Below are 17,569 nucleotides of genomic sequence, written 5' to 3'. Positions count from 1 at the left end.
AAAGCGCTTTCTGGCCCTCGCCGTCCCGTCCCGTCCGACCCGTCCCCTGGAGCCCCGCGTGCCCCCCGCCGACGTCCTGATCCTCACCCGCACCGCCGGGTACCGGCACGCCTCCATCCCCGCCGGGGCCGCCGCCCTCGCCGAACTCGCCGCCGCCCACGGCCTCACCGCCGAGGCCACCGAGGACCCCGCCGCCTTCACCGCCGACGGCCTCGCCGGCCGCGCCCTCGTCGTCCTCCTCTCCACCACCGGCACCGTCCTCACCCCCGACGGCCGCACCGCCCTGGAGGCGTACCTCCGGGACGGCGGCGCCCTCCTCGCCGTCCACGCCGCCGCCAACGCCGAACCCGACTGGCCCTTCTACGGCGAACTCCTCGGCACCCGCTTCGCCGGACACCCCCCGCTCCAGCCCGGCGCCGTCCTCGCCGAGGACCCCGCCCACCCCGCCGTCGCCCCGCTGCCGCCCCGCTGGGAGTGGACCGACGAGTGGTACGAGTACACCTCCCACCCCCGCACCGACGGCGTCCGCGTCCTGCTGCGCGCCGACGAGGACGCGTACGAGGGCGGCACGCTCGGCGCCGACCACCCGCTCGCCTGGTGCCGCCCCGTCGACCGGGGCCGCTTCCTCTTCACGGCCCTCGGCCACACCTCCGAGGCGTACCGCGACCCGCTCTTCCGCGCCCACCTCTCCGGCGCCCTGACCTGGCTCCTCGCCCGCTGACCCGCGCCCCGGCCGCGCGGACCGCGCCGCCCCGCCCCGTCACCCCACCGCCCCCTCCCCCCTTGCGCCCGGGTCCCGGAAGCGGGAGGTTTCCCGTGGGGGACGACGGCGGGGGACGACGAGGAGGAGAAGGCCATGGCCATCGCCACCGTGAATCCCGCCACCGGCGAGACGCTGCGCACCTACGAGGCGCACGGACCGGACGAGGTGGAGCGCCGGATCGCCGCCGCCCACGAGGCGTTCCGGCAGTGGCGCACCACGCCCTTCGCCGAACGGGCCCGGCTGCTGCGCGCCGCCGCCGCCCTCCTCGACGAGGACACCGAGGACATCGCCCGCACCATGACCCTGGAGATGGGCAAGCCCCTCACCGCCGCCCGCGCCGAGGCGGGCAAGTGCGCCAAGGCCATGCGCTGGTACGCCCGGCACGCCGAGGGACTCCTCGCCGACGAGCACCCCGCCGAGAGCGACGTCCGCGACTCCGGCGCCGACCGGGCCCGCGTCCACTACCGGCCGCTCGGCCCGGTCCTCGCCGTCATGCCGTGGAACTTCCCCCTCTGGCAGGTGATCCGCTTTGCCGCGCCCGCCCTCATGGCCGGCAACACCGGCCTCCTCAAACACGCCTCCAACGTGCCCAGGACCGCCCTCTACCTCGGCGACCTCTTCCGCCGCGCCGGCTACCCCGACGGCTGTTTCCAGACCCTCCTCATCGGCTCCGGCGAGGTAGAGGCGGTGCTCCGCGACCCCCGGGTCGCCGCCGCCACCCTCACTGGCAGCGAGCCCGCCGGCCGGGCCGTCGCCTCCGTCGCAGGCGACGTGATCAAGAAGACCGTCCTCGAACTCGGCGGCAGCGACCCGTACATCGTGATGCCCTCCGCCGACATCGTCCGGGCCGTGAAGACCGCCGTCACCGCGCGCGTGCAGAACAACGGCCAGTCCTGCATCGCCGCCAAGCGCTTCCTCGTCCACGAGAACGTGTACGAGGACTTCACCGAGCGCTTCACCGCCGCCATGAACGCCCTCACCGTCGGCGACCCGCTCGACGAGTCCACCGACGTCGGCCCGCTCGCCACCGAGAAGGGCCGCGCCGACCTGGAGGAACTCGTCGACGACGCCGTACGGCTCGGCGCCACCGCGCTGTGCGGCGGCCGCCGCCCCGACGAGCCGGAACTCGCCCGGGGCTGGTACTACCGCCCCACCGTCCTCACCGGCATCACCCCCGCCATGCGGATCCACCAGGAGGAGACCTTCGGCCCGGTCGCCACCGTCCACCGGGTCCGCGACGCCGAGGAGGCGGTCGCCGTCGCCAACGACTCGCCGTTCGGCCTCAGCTCCAACGTGTGGACCCGCCGGGACGAGGAGGTCGCGCTCTTCGTCCGCGACCTCCAGGCCGGCGGCGTCTTCGTCAACGGCATGACCGCCTCGCACCCCGCGCTCCCCTTCGGCGGCGTCAAGCGCTCGGGGTACGGGCGGGAGCTGGCCGGCCACGGCATCAAGGAGTTCTGCAACGCCACCACGGTCTGGCAGCGCGCCTGACCCGGCCGGAGCACCGGGGGCCCGGGACGCGGACCCCCGGCGCGGCGGTCAGCCGCCCCGGCCCACCGCGCCCCCGTCCATCGCGTTCGGCGGGCCGATCTCGCACCACACCGCCTTGCCCTCGCCGCGCGGCTCCACACCCCACCGGGAGGCCAGCGCGTCCATGAGCAGCAGCCCCCGGCCCGAGGTCGCCGCCTCGCCCGGGGTGCGCCGCCGGGGCCACGCGCTCGACCGGTCCTGCACCGAGAGCCGCACCCGCCGCACCGGCTCCGGCAGCACCTCCAGGGTGAGGACCGCACCGCCCTCGGTGTGCAGCAGCACGTTCACCAGCAGCTCGCCGGTCAGCAGCTCGGCGTCGTCGGACAGCTCCGGCATGCCCCAGTCCCGCAGCGCCTGCCCCACCGCCGCCCGCGCGTCCGACAGGCCCTGCGGATCCGCCTGGTGGATGTACTGGTGGATGCGCGGCGCCCGGTGCGTGCCCGGGTCCGGACTGCGCCGCAGCACCAGCAGCGCCACGTCGTCCCCCGAACCCCACCGCTCCCACAGCCGCTCCGACAGGTGGTCGGCCAGCGCCTCCGCCTGCGGCGGCCCGCTGCTCACCGCCTCCGACAGCGCCGCCAGCCCCGCCTCGATGTCCGTGCCCGGCTGCTCGACCAGACCGTCCGTGCACAGCACCAGCGTCTCGCCCGGCACCAGGTCGAGCCGCGTCTCCGGGAACTCCTCCTCGCCGAAGAAGGTGGCCAGCCCCAGCGGCAGCCCGCCGCGCAGCTTCGGCTGCCCCACCCGCCCGTCGGTGTGCCGGATCAGCGGCCCCAGGTGCCCGGCCCGCACCGCCCGGACGGTGCCGCTCGCCAGGTCGACCTGGGCGTAGGTGCAGGTCGCGAACCGGTTGGTGTCCAGCTCGGCGAGGAAGCGGGAGGCCCGCGCCAGGACCGTCGACGGCGCGTGGCCCTCGCCCGCGTACGCCCGCAGCGCGATCCGCAGCTGGCCCATGATGGCCGCCGCGTGCGTGTCGTGGCCCTGCACGTCCCCGACGACGATCCCGACCCGCCCGCGCGGCAGCGCGATCACGTCGTACCAGTCGCCGCCGACCTGCCGCCCGCTCCACGCCGCGTGGTAGCGGACCGCGATCTCCCCGCCGGTGATCTCCGGGATCCGGCGCGGCAGCATCGTCTCCTGGAGCCCGGTGGCCAGGTCCCGCTCCTCGTCGAAGAGGATCGCCCGCTGGAGCGACTGGGCCACGATCGCCGCGAGCCCCAGCGCCAGGTTCCGCTCGTCGGCCGTGAACGCGGTCCGGCCCCGGTAGTACAGCGCCATCCCGCCCAGCGACCGGGCCTGCGCGATCAGCGGCAGGTAGCAGGCCGCCCGGAACGGCAGCTCCGGCAGGTACGGCTCCAGCTCCGGGAAGTCCCGGCCCAGCGAGGCGAACGACGGCACGAAGCGCGGCCGGCCGCTCAGCACCGCCTCCGCCAGCGGCAGCCCCCGCTCCAGCCGCCGCAGCCGCAGCCCGTCCAGCACGTTCAGCGAATCGCCGCTCAGCGCGATCACGTTGAGCGAACCGTTCTCCACCAGCCCCAGCGCCAGCCCGTCCGCGCCCAGCCGCGCCAGGCCCCCCGGGCCGGTCAGCGCCGCCGTCACGTCGTCCACCGTCACCGCCCGCGACAGCGCGTGCGTGGTCCGCTGGACGATGCTCGTCTGCATCTCCCGGCGCCGCTCCAACTGCTGCACGAAGGCCGCGTGCGCCACCTCCGCCGTGGTGTCCCGCACCGCCCCCACGATCCGGTGCGCCCGCCCGTCGCCGTCCCGCAGGATCCGCGCCAGCACATGCGTCCAATGGGGTGTCCCGTCGTCCTGCGGGATCGGGAAATGGGTGCTGTACGAGGTCTCGCCGCCGGTCACGGCCGCCCGCACCACCCGGTCCAGCCGCATCCGCTCCGCCGGTTCGAGCCGCCCCACCAGACTCGTCGGCCGCCCGTCGAAGCGCTCCGGGGACACGCCGAAGACCAGCAGCCCCGTGGTGTCGACATCGATGGTGTCCGTGTCGAGGTCCCAGTCGAAGCTGCCGGTCCGGTTCATGGCGAGCCACTCGGCGGGCCCGATCTCGCCACCACGCGTACGCGGATCGTCATCGGTCATCCCCCCCATTGTCGAACCCGCGCCCCGGCCACGCCATGGCTGTGCGCCCGCCCGGCGCGGCGCGGGACCGGCCCGCCCGGATGCGGGCCGGGGGACCGGAGCCGACAATGGCCAGTGCCGGGACCCACCCGCAGGAGCATGGAGGAGACGGCATGAACGCTGAGCCCGACGAAAGGTCCCTGGGGGACCTGCCGACGCCCGACCGGCTGCTGCACTCCGGCGCGGAGGGCGAGTTCACGGCGGAGGACCTGGTCCTCGCCTCCGGCCGCGACGTGACGCCGGAGACGCTGGCCTGGGCCGAACGCAGGATGGCGGAGAAGGGGCGCGCCTCCCTGGAGGAACTCCTCCCCTGAAGCTGGAGGAATTCCTTTCCCGAAGCGCCCGCACGCGCGCGTGCCGGGACGGCGGAGCAGGTGCCGCCGTCCCGGCCCTTCCCCATTCATGGAACACGTTCTACCGTGACCGCCGTCGTGCCGAGGGACGACGAAGCCGCCACGGGAGGCCCGGATGCACCTGCAGTACACGCCGGAACAGAACCGCCTGCGCACCGAACTGCGCGCCTACTTCGCGGAACTCGTCCCCGAGGACGTGCACAGCCGGTACGGGGACCCGGCCGCCCAGAAGCGCTTCTACCGCGAGACGATCCGGCGCCTCGGCGCCGACGGCCGGCTCGGCGCCGGCTGGCCCGTCGAGTACGGCGGCCGGGGCCTCACGCCGATGGAGCAGTTCATCTTCTTCGACGAGGCCGCCCAGGCGGGCGTACCGCTGCCCCTGATGGCGCTGAACACCGTCGGGCCGACCCTCATGGCCTTCGGCACCGACGAGCAGAAGGCGTACTTCCTGCCCCGGATCCTCTCCGGCGAACTCGACTTCGCCATCGGCTACAGCGAACCGGACGCCGGCACCGACCTGGCCGCCCTGAAGACCCGCGCCGTGCGCGAGGGGGACGAGTACGTCGTCGACGGGCAGAAGATCTGGACCACCAACGGCGACACCGCCGACTGGGTCTGGCTCGCGGTCCGCACCGACCCCGACGCCGCCCCCCACAAGGGCATCACCATGCTCCTGGTGCCGACCGACGACCCCGGCTACTCCTGCACGGTCATCAACACCCTCGCCTCGCACGACACCACCGCCAGCTACTACGACGGCGTCCGGGTGCCCGTCACCCGCCGGGTCGGCGAGGAGAACAAGGGCTGGCGGCTCATCACCAACCAGCTCAACCACGAGCGCGTCACCCTCGCCGCCCACGGCACCATGGCGATCCGCGCCCTCCACGACGTCCGCCGCTGGGCCGCCGACACGCTCCTCTCCGACGGCCGCCGCGTCCTCGACCTGCCCTGGGTCCGCCGCAGCCTGGCCCGCACCCACACCCGCCTCGACGCGATGAAGCTCCTCAACTGGCAGATGGTGAACGCCGTCCACCACGGCACCCTCACCCCGCAGGACGCCTCCGCCGTCAAGGTCTACGGCTCCGAGGCCCGCCGCGACGCCTACGCGGCCCTCATGGAGGTCGTCGGCGCGGCCGGCGCCCTCAAGGAGGGCTCCCCGGGCGCCGTCCTCCACGGCGAACTCGAACGCGGCTACCGCTCCGCCGTCATCTTCACCTTCGGCGGCGGCAACAACGAGATCCAGCGCGAGATCATCTCCTGGATCGGCCTCGGCATGCCCCGCGTCCGCCGCTGACCCCCTGCGGCCACGGCGCATCCGAGGCGGCCCCGAGCCCCCGGCCGCCGGGGCGCGGTCTCGTCTGTGACGGAACGCGGACAGGCTCGCTGACGGTTCGTAACTGGCTGCGCGGTACAAATAAGCGCGCACCTCAGCGCCGTCCAGACCGCACCGCATCCCGGGGGAATCATGCAGCACACCCGCAAGGCCGTCGCCGCCGTCATCGGCCTCGTGGCCGCGCTCTCGCTCACCGCCTGCAACGGCGACGACAGCGCGCTGGGCGGCGGGCAGGCCGGCTCCACCGCGTCGGCGGACAAGGCGGGAGGCACCGGCGGCACCGGCGGCTCCGGCAAGACGGACGGCAGCGGTGGGGCGGGCAAGGGCGACCAGAGCGCCGGTACCGGCACCGGCGGGAGCGACCAGGGCGCCGGCACCGGCGGCACCGGCAAGGGCAAGGTCGGCATGTGCCGTTCCGGCGCGCTCGACGCCACCGCCGTCGACAACACCACGGACAAGACGGAAGGCGTCGTCACCGTCTCCTTCAAGAACAGCGGCGGCGACTGCCGCATCAACGGCTTCGCGGGCGTCGACATCAAGACGTCCCTGGGCGACACCTTCTCCGTGGACCGCAACGGCGAGCAGCCCGTGCCGGAGATCCTCAAGAAGGGCGAGACCGCCGCCTTCAACATCACGTTCCCGGTCAACAACACCGGCGGCTCCGGCGTGAAGCTGACCGACATGGTGGTGACGCCCCCGAACGAGACCGAGCCCTTCACCCTGAAGTGGCCGGCGGGCACGCTCCCCGTCACCGACGGCGAGGACGGCGGCAAGATGGAACTCAGCCCGGTGGGCAAGGTCAGCGACTCCCCGACCGGCTGACCCCGGCCCCGCCCGTCCGCCGGGAGGATTCAGTCGTGGGGCACGAGCGCGACGGGCGCCCGGCTGTGGTGCAGCACGGCGTGGGCGACGCTGCCGATGTGCGCGCCCACCGCCGGCCGGCGGGTGCGCCGCCCCACGACCACCAGCCCGGCGCCGGAGGCCGCGCGCACCAGTTCGAGGCCGGCCGATCCGATCGTCACGGACGCGGTGGCGGCCACGCCGGGGTGCGCGGCGCGCCAGGGTGCCAGCGTGTCCTCCAGGGCGCGCTCGATCTCCGGCCGCACCACGGGCCGCACGTCGGGCACCATCGACGGCCCCCAGGCGTAGAGCGGAAGCTGCTGGGCGTAGACGACGCGCACGTCCGTGCGCCGCCGGGCCGCCTCCTCGAAGGCGAACGAGAGGACGGCGTCCGCCGGCCGTCGCGCGTCGATCCCGACCAGCACGGAATCCCGCGGAGGACTGCCAAAGGCCCGTACGAGGACGACCGGACCTTCGACGGCACCGGCCACGGCCAGGCCGACCGATCCGATCAGATAGCCCGCCACACCCCCCAGCGCGCGGGAGCCCAGCACCAGGAGGTCGCCCTCGTCCGCCGCGGCGACCAGGGCCCGGACGGGGCCGGCGGTCGTGATCCGGGTCGTCACGGACAGCCCCGGACGCGGCGCGCGCAGTTCCTCCGACGTCCTCGCCAGCAGCTCCTCAGCCCACGGCTCCTCCGACTCCCGCGCCGAGGCCAGGGAGACGGCGTCCGGCCAGGACTGCCGGGAGTGGAGCAGAAGGAGCCCCGTGCCGCGCAGCGCGGCCTCGTCCGCCGCCCACCGGGCGGCCGCCCCCGCCTCCTCCGAGCCGTCGATCCCGACCACGATGCCGTCGGTCATGACCGTCCACCTCCCGGTGGTGTCGATGTGCCGCCGGTTCCGAGGGCGGGACCGGCGGGGCCGGGACCACCGCCTCCGCCGAAGGGCCCGCGCTCGACGGCGCCGACGGTCACCGGGCGTCCGGTGACCCGTACTTCCATGAGACGCGCGGCCGCCACGGCCGTCCAGTCGGGACGGGCGCGCGCGCCGCCCGGACGCAAGACGGCCCATGGGCCGGTCGGGCCGCCGGGAACGGGACCGTTCGGCCCTCCCCGGCGACCCCCTTCGACACTGCGCCGCGCACCGCACGGGCGGAAGGCTGGAGACGCGGAGCCGGATCGCTCCGCCGCCGGACACCGTTTCCCGGGGCCGCGCCCCGGCACCGTGGCAGAGGAGCAGGACGATGACCGGAGCCGAGCCGGAACGCAGGCACAGCTTCTTCCCCGACCTCGACACCTGGTTCGGCCGGGAGTTCCCCGGGCTGCCCGGCTGGCGTCCCGCGACGGCCGCCCACGCCATCCCCGTCGAGGTCTCCACCGGCGACGACGGCGTGTGCACGCTGCGGGCCGAACTTCCCGGCATGGAACCGGACGACATCACCCTCACGGTCGAGGGCGACCTCCTCACCGTGAGCGCCGAGCACCGGGAGAGCGCGGGGGAGAAGGACCATTCGGAGTTCCGTTACGGCGCGTTCCGCAGGACCGTACGCCTCCCCGGCCCCGCCCCCGAGGACGGCGTCGACGCCTCGTACGGCGACGGCGTCCTGACCGTCCGGATCCCGCTGCCCCCGCGCGACACCCGACCGGCACGGACGATCCCCGTCGAGCGGGCCGCCGACGGCGACCGTGAGGACCGGCCATGACCCGGGAAGCCGTCGGACGGGGCGTCACCGGCCCGGTCACGCCCCGGCGGCGAGGGTGAGGGCGCAGCGTACGTCCACCACGCCCTCGACAGCCCGGGCCAGGCGCTCCGCGACCGGGAGTCGTTTCACCCGGCGGGTGGCCATGAGACGGGCGGCTCGCGGCAGGGACGTACCGGGGCCGACGGTGACGGCCGGGGCCGTCATCAGCTCGGCGGCCCGGCCGGATCCCGCCTTCGCGGTGGCGTCGTGCCGCCGCAGCTGTTCGAGCATGCCGAGGCGGTGGTCGCGGAACTCCTCCTTGAGCAGCAGGTCCGCCTCGGACACGACACCGACGACGCGGCCCTCGCCCTCCAGGACGGGCAGGGCGGTCACCTTCCAGCGTTCCATCGCGGCGACGATCTCCTTGAACGGGGTGTCGGGCCGTACGGCGATGACCTTCTTCGTCATCACGTCGGCGACGGTGGACGAGCGTGTGGTCATGGTGTCCTCCAGCCCTCTCCGCCCAGCGTCCCGCGGGGACCGCGCCGGACGGCAGGGGCCGCGCGGGTTCCGCCGAGGGGCCGAAGGGATCGCCTCAGCGGACCAGGACGGTCTCGCCGGAGCGGGGCACGACGGCCGTCCAGCCCAGTTCGCGGTCGAGGCGGTCGCGCAGCGTCTCGGAGGCGGCCGGTTCGCCGTGCACCACGTAGGCGGTGTGCGGGGCGGGCGCGTCCCGGAGCCAGTCGAGGATCTGATCGGCGTCGGCGTGGGCGGAGAAGTACGGCACGTCGGCGACCTCGGCCCGTACGGGGACGTACTCGCCGAACATCTTCAGCGTGCGGGCCCCGTCGACGAGGTCCCGGGCGCGGGTGCCGGCGGCGGCGAAGCCGACCACCACGACGGTGTTGCGCGGGTCCGGCAGGAGGCGGCGCAGGTGGTGCAGGACGCGGCCTCCGGTGGCCATGCCGGCGGAGGAGACGATGACGGCGGGGCCGTGCGCGTGGTTGATGTCGATGGACTCCTGGACGGTCCGGGCGGCGAGGAACGGGGCGGGGCTCAGCGCGGCCTCGCCCCGGGCGAGGATCTCGGGGCGCAGTTCGGGGGAGCGCTCGCGCACGGCGTCGCGGTAGACGTCGAGCGCGGCCAGCGCCATGGGACTGTCGACGTAGACGGGCACCGAGCGGGGCAGGACACCCGTCTCGCGCAGCCGGGTCAACTCGTGCAGGACGACCTCGGTGCGGTCGATCGCGAAGGCCGGGACCACGACGGTGCCGCCGCGCGCGAGGGTCCTCCCGATCACGGCGGCGAACTCCGAGCGGGCGGACTCCTGGTCGTGGCGGCGGTCGCCGTAGGTGGACTCCACCAGCAGCACGTCGGCGCCGGAGAACGGCTCGGGCGGCAGCAGCAGAGGGTGCCCGGGGCGTCCCAGGTCGCCGGAGACGGCCAGGGTGTGGCCGTCCTCCAGGGTGAGGCGGGCCCAGGCCGAGCCGAGGATGTGGCCGCCGTGGTGGAGGGTGAGCCGGGTGCCGGACATGATCTCCACGTCCGCTCCGACGGGGACGGGGTCGAAGAAGGACAGCGTCCGCTCCACGTCGGCCTCGTCGTAGAGCGGTTTCGCCGGGCGGTGCTTGGACCAGCCGTGTTCGTCGGCGTGGCGGGCCGCCTCCATCTGGAGGCGGGCGCTGTCCCGCAGCACGATGCCGGCGAGCCGGGCCGTGGCCGGGGTGGCGAGGATCGGACCGCGGAAGCCCTGCCGGACCAGCCGCGGCAGGTAGCCGCAGTGGTCCAGGTGGGCGTGGGTGACGACCACGGCGCGGACATCGGCCGCGTCGCGGGCGAAGCGGTCCCAGTTGCGTCTGCGCAGTTTCGCGAACCCCTGGAAGAGGCCGCAGTCGAGGAGGATCCGGGCATGATCGCTCTCGACCAGGAACTTGCTGCCGGTGACCGTTCCCACGCCGCCCAGGAAACTGAGCAGGGCGGGGCGCGGTGCCGGAGGGGGGACGTGCGCCGCTGTCTCGGACATGGGAGGACCCTTCTGTGCGACAGGGGCCGGCCGCACCGGTCCGCTTCCACCCTCGCGCGGTCCGGCGCGGTGTGCCAGGGGACCGAGGGGGCCCGGCCGGGGGCCGACCGGCCCATGCGCGCGGGCGGGGCGCGGGGCGAGCCTGACGGTGGGATCCGCGGGAGCAGCCCCGCGGAGCTTCCGGGAAGGCGGTCGTCATGAAGGCTCTCGTGTTCGAGGGAACGGGCCGGACCGCGTGGCGGGAGGTGCCCGACCCCGCGATCGTGGACGCCGGCGACGCGATCGTCCGCGTCGACGCCGTCACCCTCTGCGGCACCGACCTGCACATCGTCAAGGGGGACGTGCCCGAGGTCGAGCCCGGCCGTGTCCTGGGCCACGAGGCGGTCGGCACGGTGGTGGAGACCGGCGGCGACGTGCGGACGGTGCGCCCCGGCGACCGGGTCCTGGTCTCCTGCGTCTCTTCCTGCGGGCGCTGCGCCCCCTGCCGCGAGCGGCGGTACGGGCAGTGCCGGGGCGGGGGCGGCTGGGTACTGGGCCACCTGATCGACGGCACCCAGGCGGAGTACGTACGGGTGCCCTTCGCCGATCTCTCCGTCCATCCGGTGCCCAGCGGCGTCGACAGCTTCGACGCCGTGCTCCTCGCCGACATCTTCCCCACCGCCTACGAGGTCGGCGTCCTCAACGGCGCCGTCCGGCCCGGCGACACGGTCGTCGTGGTCGGCGCCGGGCCCATCGGCCTCGCCGCGATCCTCACGGCCCGCCTCCACAGCCCCGGGCTGATCGTCGCGACCGACCTCGCCGAATCCCGCCTCCAGGCCGCCCGCCGGCTCGGCGCGGACGCCACCGTGGCCGCCGGCGAAGGGCCGGAGCAGCTCGTCGCCGACCTGACCGACGGTCTCGGCGCCGACGTCGTCATGGAGGCCGTGGGCGTCCCGGAGAGCTTCGAGGCGTGCGTCCGCATGGTCCGCCCCGGCGGCCACGTCGCCAACATCGGCGTCCACGGCAAGCCCGCCGCCCTCCACCTCGAAGAGCTGTGGAGCAAGGACGTCACCCTCACCACCGGCCTCGTCGACACCTTCTCCACCCCGATGCTGCTCCGCCTGGTGGTCGCCGGCCGGCTCCCCACCGCCGGACTGGTCACCCACCGCTTCGCACTCGGGCAGATGGAGGAGGCGTACGACGTCTTCGGCCGCGCCGCCGAGACCGGGGCGATCAAGGTCGCGCTCGGCGACCCGCGGCACACGGCCGTCCAGGCGGCGGGATGACCGGTCGGCCGCCCCGCGCCGCCTCCGGGTGACGCGGGGCGGCCGTGCGGGGAAGGCGCGGTCAGGCGAGGACGAGCACCTCGGAGACGGGACGGCGGGGAGTCGGCCGGCCCGCCGGCCCGTACCCCAGGCGGAACACCATGTGGACGTAGCCGACCGCCGAGAGGGGGTCCCGCGCGTCGAAACGCAGCTCCGGCCATTCGAGGGGCTGCGACATGAGGGAGGCGGCCAGCCCGTCGAGGGTGGCCCGGAGCAGCACCCGGTGCATCGCCTGCCCCGCCCGCAGCCATGCCTCCGGAGTGTCGTCGGCGGTGCCGAGCAGGGCGATCTGCGGCGTCCTCTCGAAGCGTTCCGAGGGCCGCCCGGCCGCCCCGCCCGGGGCGCCGAAGTCCCGGACGGGCGCGGTCACGTCGTACTGCCGGGGTCCGAAGGCGTAGGCGGGGACGCCGTCGGCCGATTCACCGGCCGTGCCCCTGCGCGTCCAGGCGGCGATCTCGGCGCGTACCGCCTCGTCGGCGGCCTCGTACAGCGCGGAGGCGTGGACGAGGCCCATCACGGTGTCGGCGTGCCAGTCGCCGGGGACGGTCAGGCGGCAGCCCTCCAGGAGCGCGGCGGCGCTCAGGCCGTCGAACAGCTCGGCGGGGACCCGCTCCTCGCTGAAGGGGAAGCGGCTGGTGTGCCGGCGGGCCAGGGCGGGATGCAGGGCGTCCAGCTCCTCGTCCGCCTCCCCGGAGCCGTCGAAGCGGACGTCGGCGAGGTGCCACGGGTCGTCGGGCGAGGGCAGCGGCCGGACCACCGGGCACAGCCCCCGGTGCGCGGCGGCCACCCGCAGGCCGAACAGGGCGGCGCCGCAGCCGATGTGGAGGGCCCGGTGGTCGGGGTCCTGGCGGGGCATGGCCCGGGACGGGTCGCCGTGCAGTTCGAGGACGCCGGACGCCTCCCGGAGGACGAACCGCCAGGGCTGGGCGTTGTGCATCGACGGGGCCGTGACGGCGTCGCCGACCAGGGAGGAGACGAGGGAGCGGGAGGGAACGGGGGAGGGCATGGCGCATCCTGTCTGTGCGGTGCGGCGGTCGTTCAGGAAGGCGGCGGGCCGTGCGGGGGACGGAGCACCGGGGCGGGCGCCGTCGCGGGCGGCCAGCCGGTCCACGACGGCGACGACGCCCTCCACGCGTTCGGCGAGCCGCAGCAGCGCCGTCGCCCGGCTCCGCGGCAGGACCCGGCCCGTCAGCGTGACCACACCGTCAAGCACGTGCACGTGGACCGCGTCCGGCGGCAGGTCCATGGCACCCCCGAGGACGTCCTCCCGCACGCGGCGCCCGATCTCGTGGTCCGGCCGGAGGAACACGCGGAGCAGATCCCGGCGGGTGACGATGCCCACCAGCCGTTCCTCCTCGTCGACCACGGGAAGGCGCTCCACCCCGCGACGCACCATGAGCCGCGCCGCGTCCGCGGCCGCCTCACCGGCGTGCACGGTGACGGCCGGAGCGCTCATCACCTCCCGGGCGGTGAGGGCCCGGCGGGCGAGGAGGTCGCTCTCGGAGACCACGCCGACGACGCGGTCGTCGGGGTCCACGACGGGCAGCCCGCTGATGTCGTGCTCGGCGAGGAGCTTCGCCACCTCCCGGAACGACGTGCCGGGGAGGACGGAGACCACGTCGTCGGTCATCAGGCCGCCGACCTTGAGGCGCTTCATCGAGGTCCTCCCGTCCGGGCCCGCGGGCGGGCCCCTGCGCCCCCACCGTCCGCCGCGCGGGCGGGCGTCGGCGAGGGGCCGAACGGGCCATCCCGGGGCCCGGTCGGGCCCCCGTCACCGTCCGCCCCGCCGCCGCTCGGGACTTTCGGTCCCACCTGTGCCCCCAGAGGCCCCCGCCCCTGCGGGCTCCGGGTGCGAGAGTCGAGGAACGGACCCGGACACGGGAGCACCTCATGAGCACCACCCAGGAACACCGAGAGATCGTCGTCGGCGTCGACCCCGTCCGCGAGGGACGCCTCGCCCTGGCCTGGGCGGCCGACGAGGCCCACCGCCGAGGGCTCGCCCTCCGCCTCGTCGTCGCCGTACCGCCCCCGCACGACACCCGGCACGTCGACGGCGCGCCCCGGCACCAGGCCCTGGTGCGGAAGGGCGAGGACGCCCTGCGCGCGGCGGTGGACCTGGTCGGGGACCGGCAGCCGGACGTGCGGGTCGGAGCCGAGTCGGCCGACGGCTTCCCGGCGGCCGTGATGGCGGACATGGCGCGGCGGGCCTCCATGGTGGTCCTCGGCTCCCGGCGCCTGAGCCGCACCGAGGAGTTCCTCAGCGCCGGTTCCCTCGTGGTCCCGGTCACCGCCCGGGCCCGCTGCCCGGTGGTCGTGGTCGGCGACGCCGAGCACGTCACCCAGGACCCGGCGTACCTCGTCGTCGGCGTCGACGGCAGCGAATCGTCCCGGTCGGCCCTCGCCTTCGCCTTCGAGGAGGCCGACCTCAGGCGCTGCGACCTGCGGGCCGTCGCGGTCTGGCAGCCGCCCGTCTTCACCCTGCGTGCCGGGGACGCCCTCTTCCACGCCGAACGCCGGCTTCTGGCGGAGGCCACCGCCGGGTGGGCGGAGAAGCACCCCGACGTCCGCCTCACCCACGAGGTGCTCACCGGCTCGCCCGTCGAGCTGCTGGCGGAGGCCGCCGAGCACGCCCTGGCCGTCGTCGTCGGCCGCCGGGGCCGGGGCGGCTACACCGGCATGCGCGTCGGCTCCGTCGTCCACGGCCTGCTGCACCGCGCCCACTGCCCCGTGATCACCGTCCCCACCCGGTGAGCACGGGCCGCGAAGCCGCCGGGCGTCTTCGGCGGACCCCGGGGAGCGCAGCCGGGCCCGGCGGGAACGGGCGGGCCGGGCTACGGTGAAGGCGGGTGCGGCGGACGCCGTGCCCTCCGGCCGTGACCGGAGGCGCTGATGGACCGGGAAGACGCCGGGCCGGCGGGCACCAGGCTGCCACGCCTCCGGCTCGACGAGCTGCTGGACGAGCTCCAGGCGCGCATCGACGAGGTGCGCGGCACCAGGGACCGGCTCACCGGCCTCCTGGAGGCCGTCATCTCGGTGGGCAGGGAGCTCGACCTGCCCTCGGTGCTGAAGAGCATCGTGGAGGCCGCCGTCTCGCTGGTCGACGCGGAGTACGGTGCGCTGGGCGTGGTCGGCGAGGACCGGCGGTTGTCCGCGTTCCTCCCCATCGGGATCGACGACGAGCTGCGCGGGCGGATCGGGGACCTGCCCTCGGGGCACGGCATCCTCGGCGAGCTGATCCGCCGCCCCGAGCCGCTGCGGCTGACCGAGCTGTCCGAGCACCCGGCCTCGTACGGCTTCCCGCCCCACCACCCGCCCATGCACTCCTTCCTCGGCGTGCCGATCCGGGTGCGCGACGAGGTCTTCGGGAACCTCTACCTCACCGAGAAGCGGGGCGGGGCCGACTTCGACGCCGAGGACGAGGCCGTCGTGACGACGCTGGCCGTCGCCGCCGGCGTCGCGATCGAGAACGCCCGGCTGTACGAGGAGGGGCGGCGGCGGCAGCGCTGGCTCGCCGCCAGCTCCGACTTCACCCGGGCCCTGCTCTCCGGCACGGGGGAGGCGGAGGTCCTGGACGGGATGCTGGAGCAGGCGGTGGACATCGCCGACGCGGACATGGGCGCCTTCTACCTGGTCGGACCCGGAGGCGAGCTGCGCGGCTCGCTGGCGCGCGGGGACGGGGCCGGCACGCACCGCGGGGTCGTCCTGCCCAGCAGCGAGGGGACCCTGGCGGCCGCCGCCCTCGCCGAGACCGACGGACTGATCACCCTGGCCGACGTCTCCAGCGACGCGCGGGTGACCGTCCAGCCCGAACGGTGGCAGGGCTTCGGCCCGGCCGTGGCGGTCACCGTGGGCACCAAGGAGCGGCTCAGCGGCGTCCTGATCCTCGCCCGGCACAGCGGCCGCACGCCCTTCCTGGACGCCGAGACCGCGGCCCTGCCGGGTTTCGCCGGGCAGGCGGCCCTGGCGCTCGAACTGGCCGACCGCCGCCGCGACGCGGAGCAGGTCGTCCTGCTGGAGGACCGCGACCGGATCGCCCGCGACCTGCACGACCTGGCGATCCAGCGCCTCTTCGCCACCGGCATGACCCTGCAGAGCGCCCGGCGCTTCGTCGAGCACCCCGAGGCGGTGGACCGGCTGACCCGGGCGATCGACGACCTCGACACCACCATCAAGATCATCCGCTCGACCATCTTCGGCCTCCGCGAACACGACACCCCCGGCACCGCGCCGCGCCTCAGGAGCCGGATCGTCACGGCCGTCGACGCGGCCGCCGCGGTCCTGGGCCACGCCCCCGCGCTGCGGATGGAGGGCCTGCTGGACACCGACGTGCCGCCCGGCATCGCCGACGACGCCGTCGCCGTCGTCGGCGAGGCCCTCACCAACGTCGCCCGGCACGCCCGCGCCCGTCGCACCCAGGTCGCCGTGCTCGCCGCCGACGGGGTCCTGGAGGTGGAGGTGACGGACGACGGCGTCGGCCTCCCGCCGGAGAGGGTCGACCGGGGACTGCGCAACCTCACCGAGCGGGCCGAGCGCCTCGGCGGCCGCCTCGTCCTCCGCTCCCCGCCCGGACCCGGCGGGGGGACCCTCCTCACCTGGCGCGTCCCCCTGCCCCCCGACCACACACCGAACGGCTAACCGTCCTCCGCCGCGTGCCCGTGCCCGTGTTCGTGTTCGTGGGCCTGGGCGGCGATCACGGCCGCCTGCACCCGCCGTTCGACCCCCAGCTTGCCGAGCAGCCGCGAGATGTGGTTCTTGACCGTCTTCTCCGAGAGGTAGAGCCGCTTCGCGATCTGCCGGTTGGTGAGCCCCTCACCGATCAGCTCCAGCACCGACCGCTCGCGCTCGGACAGTGCCGTGAGCCGGGCGTCCTCCGGCGGCGGGGCGGGTTCCGGGGCCCGCAGCGAGCGCATCAGGCGGGCGGTGGTGGCCGGGTCGAGCATCGACTGGCCCGTCGCCACGGTCCGTACCGCCGACACGAGGTCGGACCCCTTGATCTGCTTGAGGACGTACCCCGCCGCCCCGGCCATGATCGCGTCGAGCAGCGCGTCCTCGTCGTCGAACGAGGTCAGCATCAGGCACGCCAGCCCCGGCATCCGGGACCGCAGCTCCCGGCACACGGCGATCCCGTCGCCGTCGGGCAGCCGTACGTCGAGGACCGCCACGTCCGGGCGCAGCGCGGGTCCCCGGGCCAGGGCCTGGCCGGCCGTGGACGCCTCCCCGACGACCCGCAGGTCGGGCTCGTCGTCGATCAGGTCGCGCAGTCCCCGGCGGACGACCTCGTGATCGTCCACCAGGAAGACCCGGGTGGGTTCCCCGGCTGCCGGAAGCTCGGTCATGGCGACCCCTGCGCTCGGTGGATGTTCACCCGCCCCCATGAGGATTGTCCGTCAGGAAGCGCCTTCGCGCGGATCCGCGAGCGCGATCCGGACGTCGACGACCCCCTCCACCGCACGCGCGGCGCGTGCCGGCGGCGGCACCAGAGAGCGGTCGGCGAGCGTTCCCCGCAGTGTGACCACACCCCCGGTCACCGTGACGTCCCGCCCGGTGAGCGCCGCTCCGCCGAGCACCGACCGCCGGATCTCCGCCGGACTCGGCATGAGGTCCCCC

At 75.1% G+C, this 17,569-nt stretch carries 16 protein-coding genes and 1 pseudogene; 9 read left to right on the top strand and 8 right to left on the bottom strand.

What is annotated here, in order from left to right; genetic code table 11:
• Positions 1-58: 58 nt before the first annotated feature.
• Both IE219_RS20665 and IE219_RS20660 read left to right on the top strand, forming a co-directional pair.
• Positions 59-721 (top strand): ThuA domain-containing protein, encoded by a 663-nt coding sequence (locus IE219_RS20665; protein WP_229849892.1) that lies wholly within the window; start codon positions 59-61, stop codon positions 719-721.
• Positions 722-856: 135 nt separating this feature from the next.
• Positions 857-2,254, top strand: coding sequence for an NADP-dependent succinic semialdehyde dehydrogenase (locus IE219_RS20660; RefSeq protein ID WP_189979578.1), 1,398 nt, complete (start codon positions 857-859; stop codon positions 2,252-2,254).
• A 48-nt stretch (positions 2,255-2,302) separates the two neighbouring features.
• Here IE219_RS20660 and IE219_RS20655 read toward each other — a convergent pair whose 3' ends face one another.
• On the bottom strand, positions 2,303-4,390 hold the full coding sequence (locus IE219_RS20655; RefSeq protein WP_189979576.1) for a SpoIIE family protein phosphatase: 2,088 nt from the start codon (positions 4,388-4,390) through the stop codon (positions 2,303-2,305).
• Between the two features lie 152 nt (positions 4,391-4,542).
• Here IE219_RS20655 and IE219_RS20650 point away from each other — a divergent pair, with 152 nt between their 5' ends.
• From IE219_RS20650 to IE219_RS20640, 3 genes are all read left to right on the top strand, one after another.
• Entirely contained in the window at positions 4,543-4,743 is a 201-nt protein-coding gene (locus IE219_RS20650) for a hypothetical protein (RefSeq protein ID WP_189979574.1), read from the top strand.
• Positions 4,744-4,897: 154 nt separating this feature from the next.
• Complete coding sequence (locus IE219_RS20645; protein WP_189979572.1) at positions 4,898-6,076, top strand: acyl-CoA dehydrogenase family protein; 1,179 nt, start codon at positions 4,898-4,900, stop codon at positions 6,074-6,076.
• A 171-nt stretch (positions 6,077-6,247) separates the two neighbouring features.
• Complete coding sequence (locus tag IE219_RS20640; protein WP_189979570.1) at positions 6,248-6,937, top strand: DUF4232 domain-containing protein; 690 nt, start codon at positions 6,248-6,250, stop codon at positions 6,935-6,937.
• A gap of 29 nt (positions 6,938-6,966) precedes the next feature.
• On the opposite strand, the gene IE219_RS20635 is transcribed toward IE219_RS20640, so the two are convergent.
• Positions 6,967-7,815 carry a universal stress protein gene (locus IE219_RS20635; RefSeq protein ID WP_189979568.1) on the bottom strand — a complete coding sequence of 283 codons (849 nt, stop codon included), beginning with the start codon at positions 7,813-7,815 and terminating at the stop codon, positions 6,967-6,969.
• A 382-nt stretch (positions 7,816-8,197) separates the two neighbouring features.
• Between IE219_RS20635 and IE219_RS20630 the strand changes: the two genes are divergently transcribed.
• Entirely contained in the window at positions 8,198-8,656 is a 459-nt protein-coding gene (locus tag IE219_RS20630) for an Hsp20/alpha crystallin family protein (protein WP_189979566.1), read from the top strand.
• A 36-nt stretch (positions 8,657-8,692) separates the two neighbouring features.
• On the opposite strand, the gene IE219_RS20625 is transcribed toward IE219_RS20630, so the two are convergent.
• Both IE219_RS20625 and IE219_RS20620 read right to left on the bottom strand, forming a co-directional pair.
• On the bottom strand, positions 8,693-9,136 hold the full coding sequence (locus IE219_RS20625) for a CBS domain-containing protein (protein ID WP_189979564.1): 444 nt from the start codon (positions 9,134-9,136) through the stop codon (positions 8,693-8,695).
• 94 nt (positions 9,137-9,230) lie between these two features.
• Positions 9,231-10,658: an MBL fold metallo-hydrolase RNA specificity domain-containing protein gene (locus IE219_RS20620; RefSeq protein ID WP_189979562.1), complete on the bottom strand. Its 1,428-nt coding sequence runs from the start codon at positions 10,656-10,658 to the stop codon at positions 9,231-9,233.
• A gap of 197 nt (positions 10,659-10,855) precedes the next feature.
• On the opposite strand from IE219_RS20620, the gene IE219_RS20615 reads away from it, so the two are divergent.
• Entirely contained in the window at positions 10,856-11,923 is a 1,068-nt protein-coding gene (locus IE219_RS20615) for an alcohol dehydrogenase catalytic domain-containing protein (RefSeq protein WP_189979560.1), read from the top strand.
• 61 nt (positions 11,924-11,984) lie between these two features.
• On the opposite strand, the gene IE219_RS20610 is transcribed toward IE219_RS20615, so the two are convergent.
• Entirely contained in the window at positions 11,985-12,968 is a 984-nt protein-coding gene (locus IE219_RS20610) for an Acg family FMN-binding oxidoreductase (RefSeq protein ID WP_189979678.1), read from the bottom strand.
• 102 nt (positions 12,969-13,070) lie between these two features.
• Positions 13,071-13,592: pseudogene (locus IE219_RS20605) on the bottom strand (CBS domain-containing protein); the annotation flags it as partial.
• A 260-nt stretch (positions 13,593-13,852) separates the two neighbouring features.
• Between IE219_RS20605 and IE219_RS20600 the strand changes: the two are divergent.
• A complete protein-coding gene (locus IE219_RS20600) occupies positions 13,853-14,713 on the top strand; it encodes a universal stress protein (protein WP_189979558.1) in 861 nt (286 codons plus the stop codon).
• A gap of 138 nt (positions 14,714-14,851) precedes the next feature.
• A complete protein-coding gene (locus IE219_RS20595; RefSeq protein ID WP_189979556.1) occupies positions 14,852-16,597 on the top strand; it encodes a sensor histidine kinase in 1,746 nt (581 codons plus the stop codon).
• On the opposite strand, the gene IE219_RS20590 is transcribed toward IE219_RS20595, so the two are convergent.
• Both IE219_RS20590 and IE219_RS20585 read right to left on the bottom strand, forming a co-directional pair.
• Entirely contained in the window at positions 16,594-17,298 is a 705-nt protein-coding gene (locus IE219_RS20590; RefSeq protein ID WP_189979554.1) for a response regulator, read from the bottom strand. The genes IE219_RS20595 and IE219_RS20590 overlap by 4 nt on opposite strands.
• Before the next feature lie 51 nt (positions 17,299-17,349).
• A complete protein-coding gene (locus IE219_RS20585) occupies positions 17,350-17,559 on the bottom strand; it encodes a BON domain-containing protein (protein ID WP_189979682.1) in 210 nt (69 codons plus the stop codon).
• Positions 17,560-17,569 lie beyond the last annotated feature (10 nt).

Source organism: Streptomyces termitum (assembly GCF_014650175.1).
Taxonomy (GTDB): Bacteria; Actinomycetota; Actinomycetes; order Streptomycetales; family Streptomycetaceae; genus Streptomyces; species Streptomyces termitum.
Note: the sequence above shows the minus strand (reverse complement) of the source record. Positions and strands in the feature narration are given on the sequence as shown.

Excerpts from the sequence above, each read along its gene's own strand:
- IE219_RS20615 (WP_189979560.1), top strand. The coding sequence starts at position 10,856 with ATGAAGGCTCTCGTGTTCGAGGGAACGGGCCGGACCGCGTGGCGGGAG.
- IE219_RS20660 (WP_189979578.1), top strand. The coding sequence starts at position 857 with ATGGCCATCGCCACCGTGAATCCCGCCACCGGCGAGACGCTGCGCACC.
- IE219_RS20595 (WP_189979556.1), top strand. The coding sequence starts at position 14,852 with ATGGACCGGGAAGACGCCGGGCCGGCGGGCACCAGGCTGCCACGCCTC.
- IE219_RS20610 (WP_189979678.1), bottom strand. The coding sequence starts at position 12,968 with ATGCCCTCCCCCGTTCCCTCCCGCTCCCTCGTCTCCTCCCTGGTCGGC.
- IE219_RS20585 (WP_189979682.1), bottom strand. The coding sequence starts at position 17,559 with ATGCCGAGTCCGGCGGAGATCCGGCGGTCGGTGCTCGGCGGAGCGGCG.
- IE219_RS20600 (WP_189979558.1), top strand. The coding sequence starts at position 13,853 with ATGAGCACCACCCAGGAACACCGAGAGATCGTCGTCGGCGTCGACCCC.
- IE219_RS20645 (WP_189979572.1), top strand. The coding sequence starts at position 4,898 with ATGCACCTGCAGTACACGCCGGAACAGAACCGCCTGCGCACCGAACTG.
- IE219_RS20635 (WP_189979568.1), bottom strand. The coding sequence starts at position 7,815 with ATGACCGACGGCATCGTGGTCGGGATCGACGGCTCGGAGGAGGCGGGG.
- IE219_RS20650 (WP_189979574.1), top strand. The coding sequence starts at position 4,543 with ATGAACGCTGAGCCCGACGAAAGGTCCCTGGGGGACCTGCCGACGCCC.
- IE219_RS20640 (WP_189979570.1), top strand. The coding sequence starts at position 6,248 with ATGCAGCACACCCGCAAGGCCGTCGCCGCCGTCATCGGCCTCGTGGCC.
- IE219_RS20590 (WP_189979554.1), bottom strand. The coding sequence starts at position 17,298 with ATGACCGAGCTTCCGGCAGCCGGGGAACCCACCCGGGTCTTCCTGGTG.
- IE219_RS20655 (WP_189979576.1), bottom strand. The coding sequence starts at position 4,390 with ATGACCGATGACGATCCGCGTACGCGTGGTGGCGAGATCGGGCCCGCC.
- IE219_RS20630 (WP_189979566.1), top strand. The coding sequence starts at position 8,198 with ATGACCGGAGCCGAGCCGGAACGCAGGCACAGCTTCTTCCCCGACCTC.
- IE219_RS20620 (WP_189979562.1), bottom strand. The coding sequence starts at position 10,658 with ATGTCCGAGACAGCGGCGCACGTCCCCCCTCCGGCACCGCGCCCCGCC.
- IE219_RS20625 (WP_189979564.1), bottom strand. The coding sequence starts at position 9,136 with ATGACCACACGCTCGTCCACCGTCGCCGACGTGATGACGAAGAAGGTC.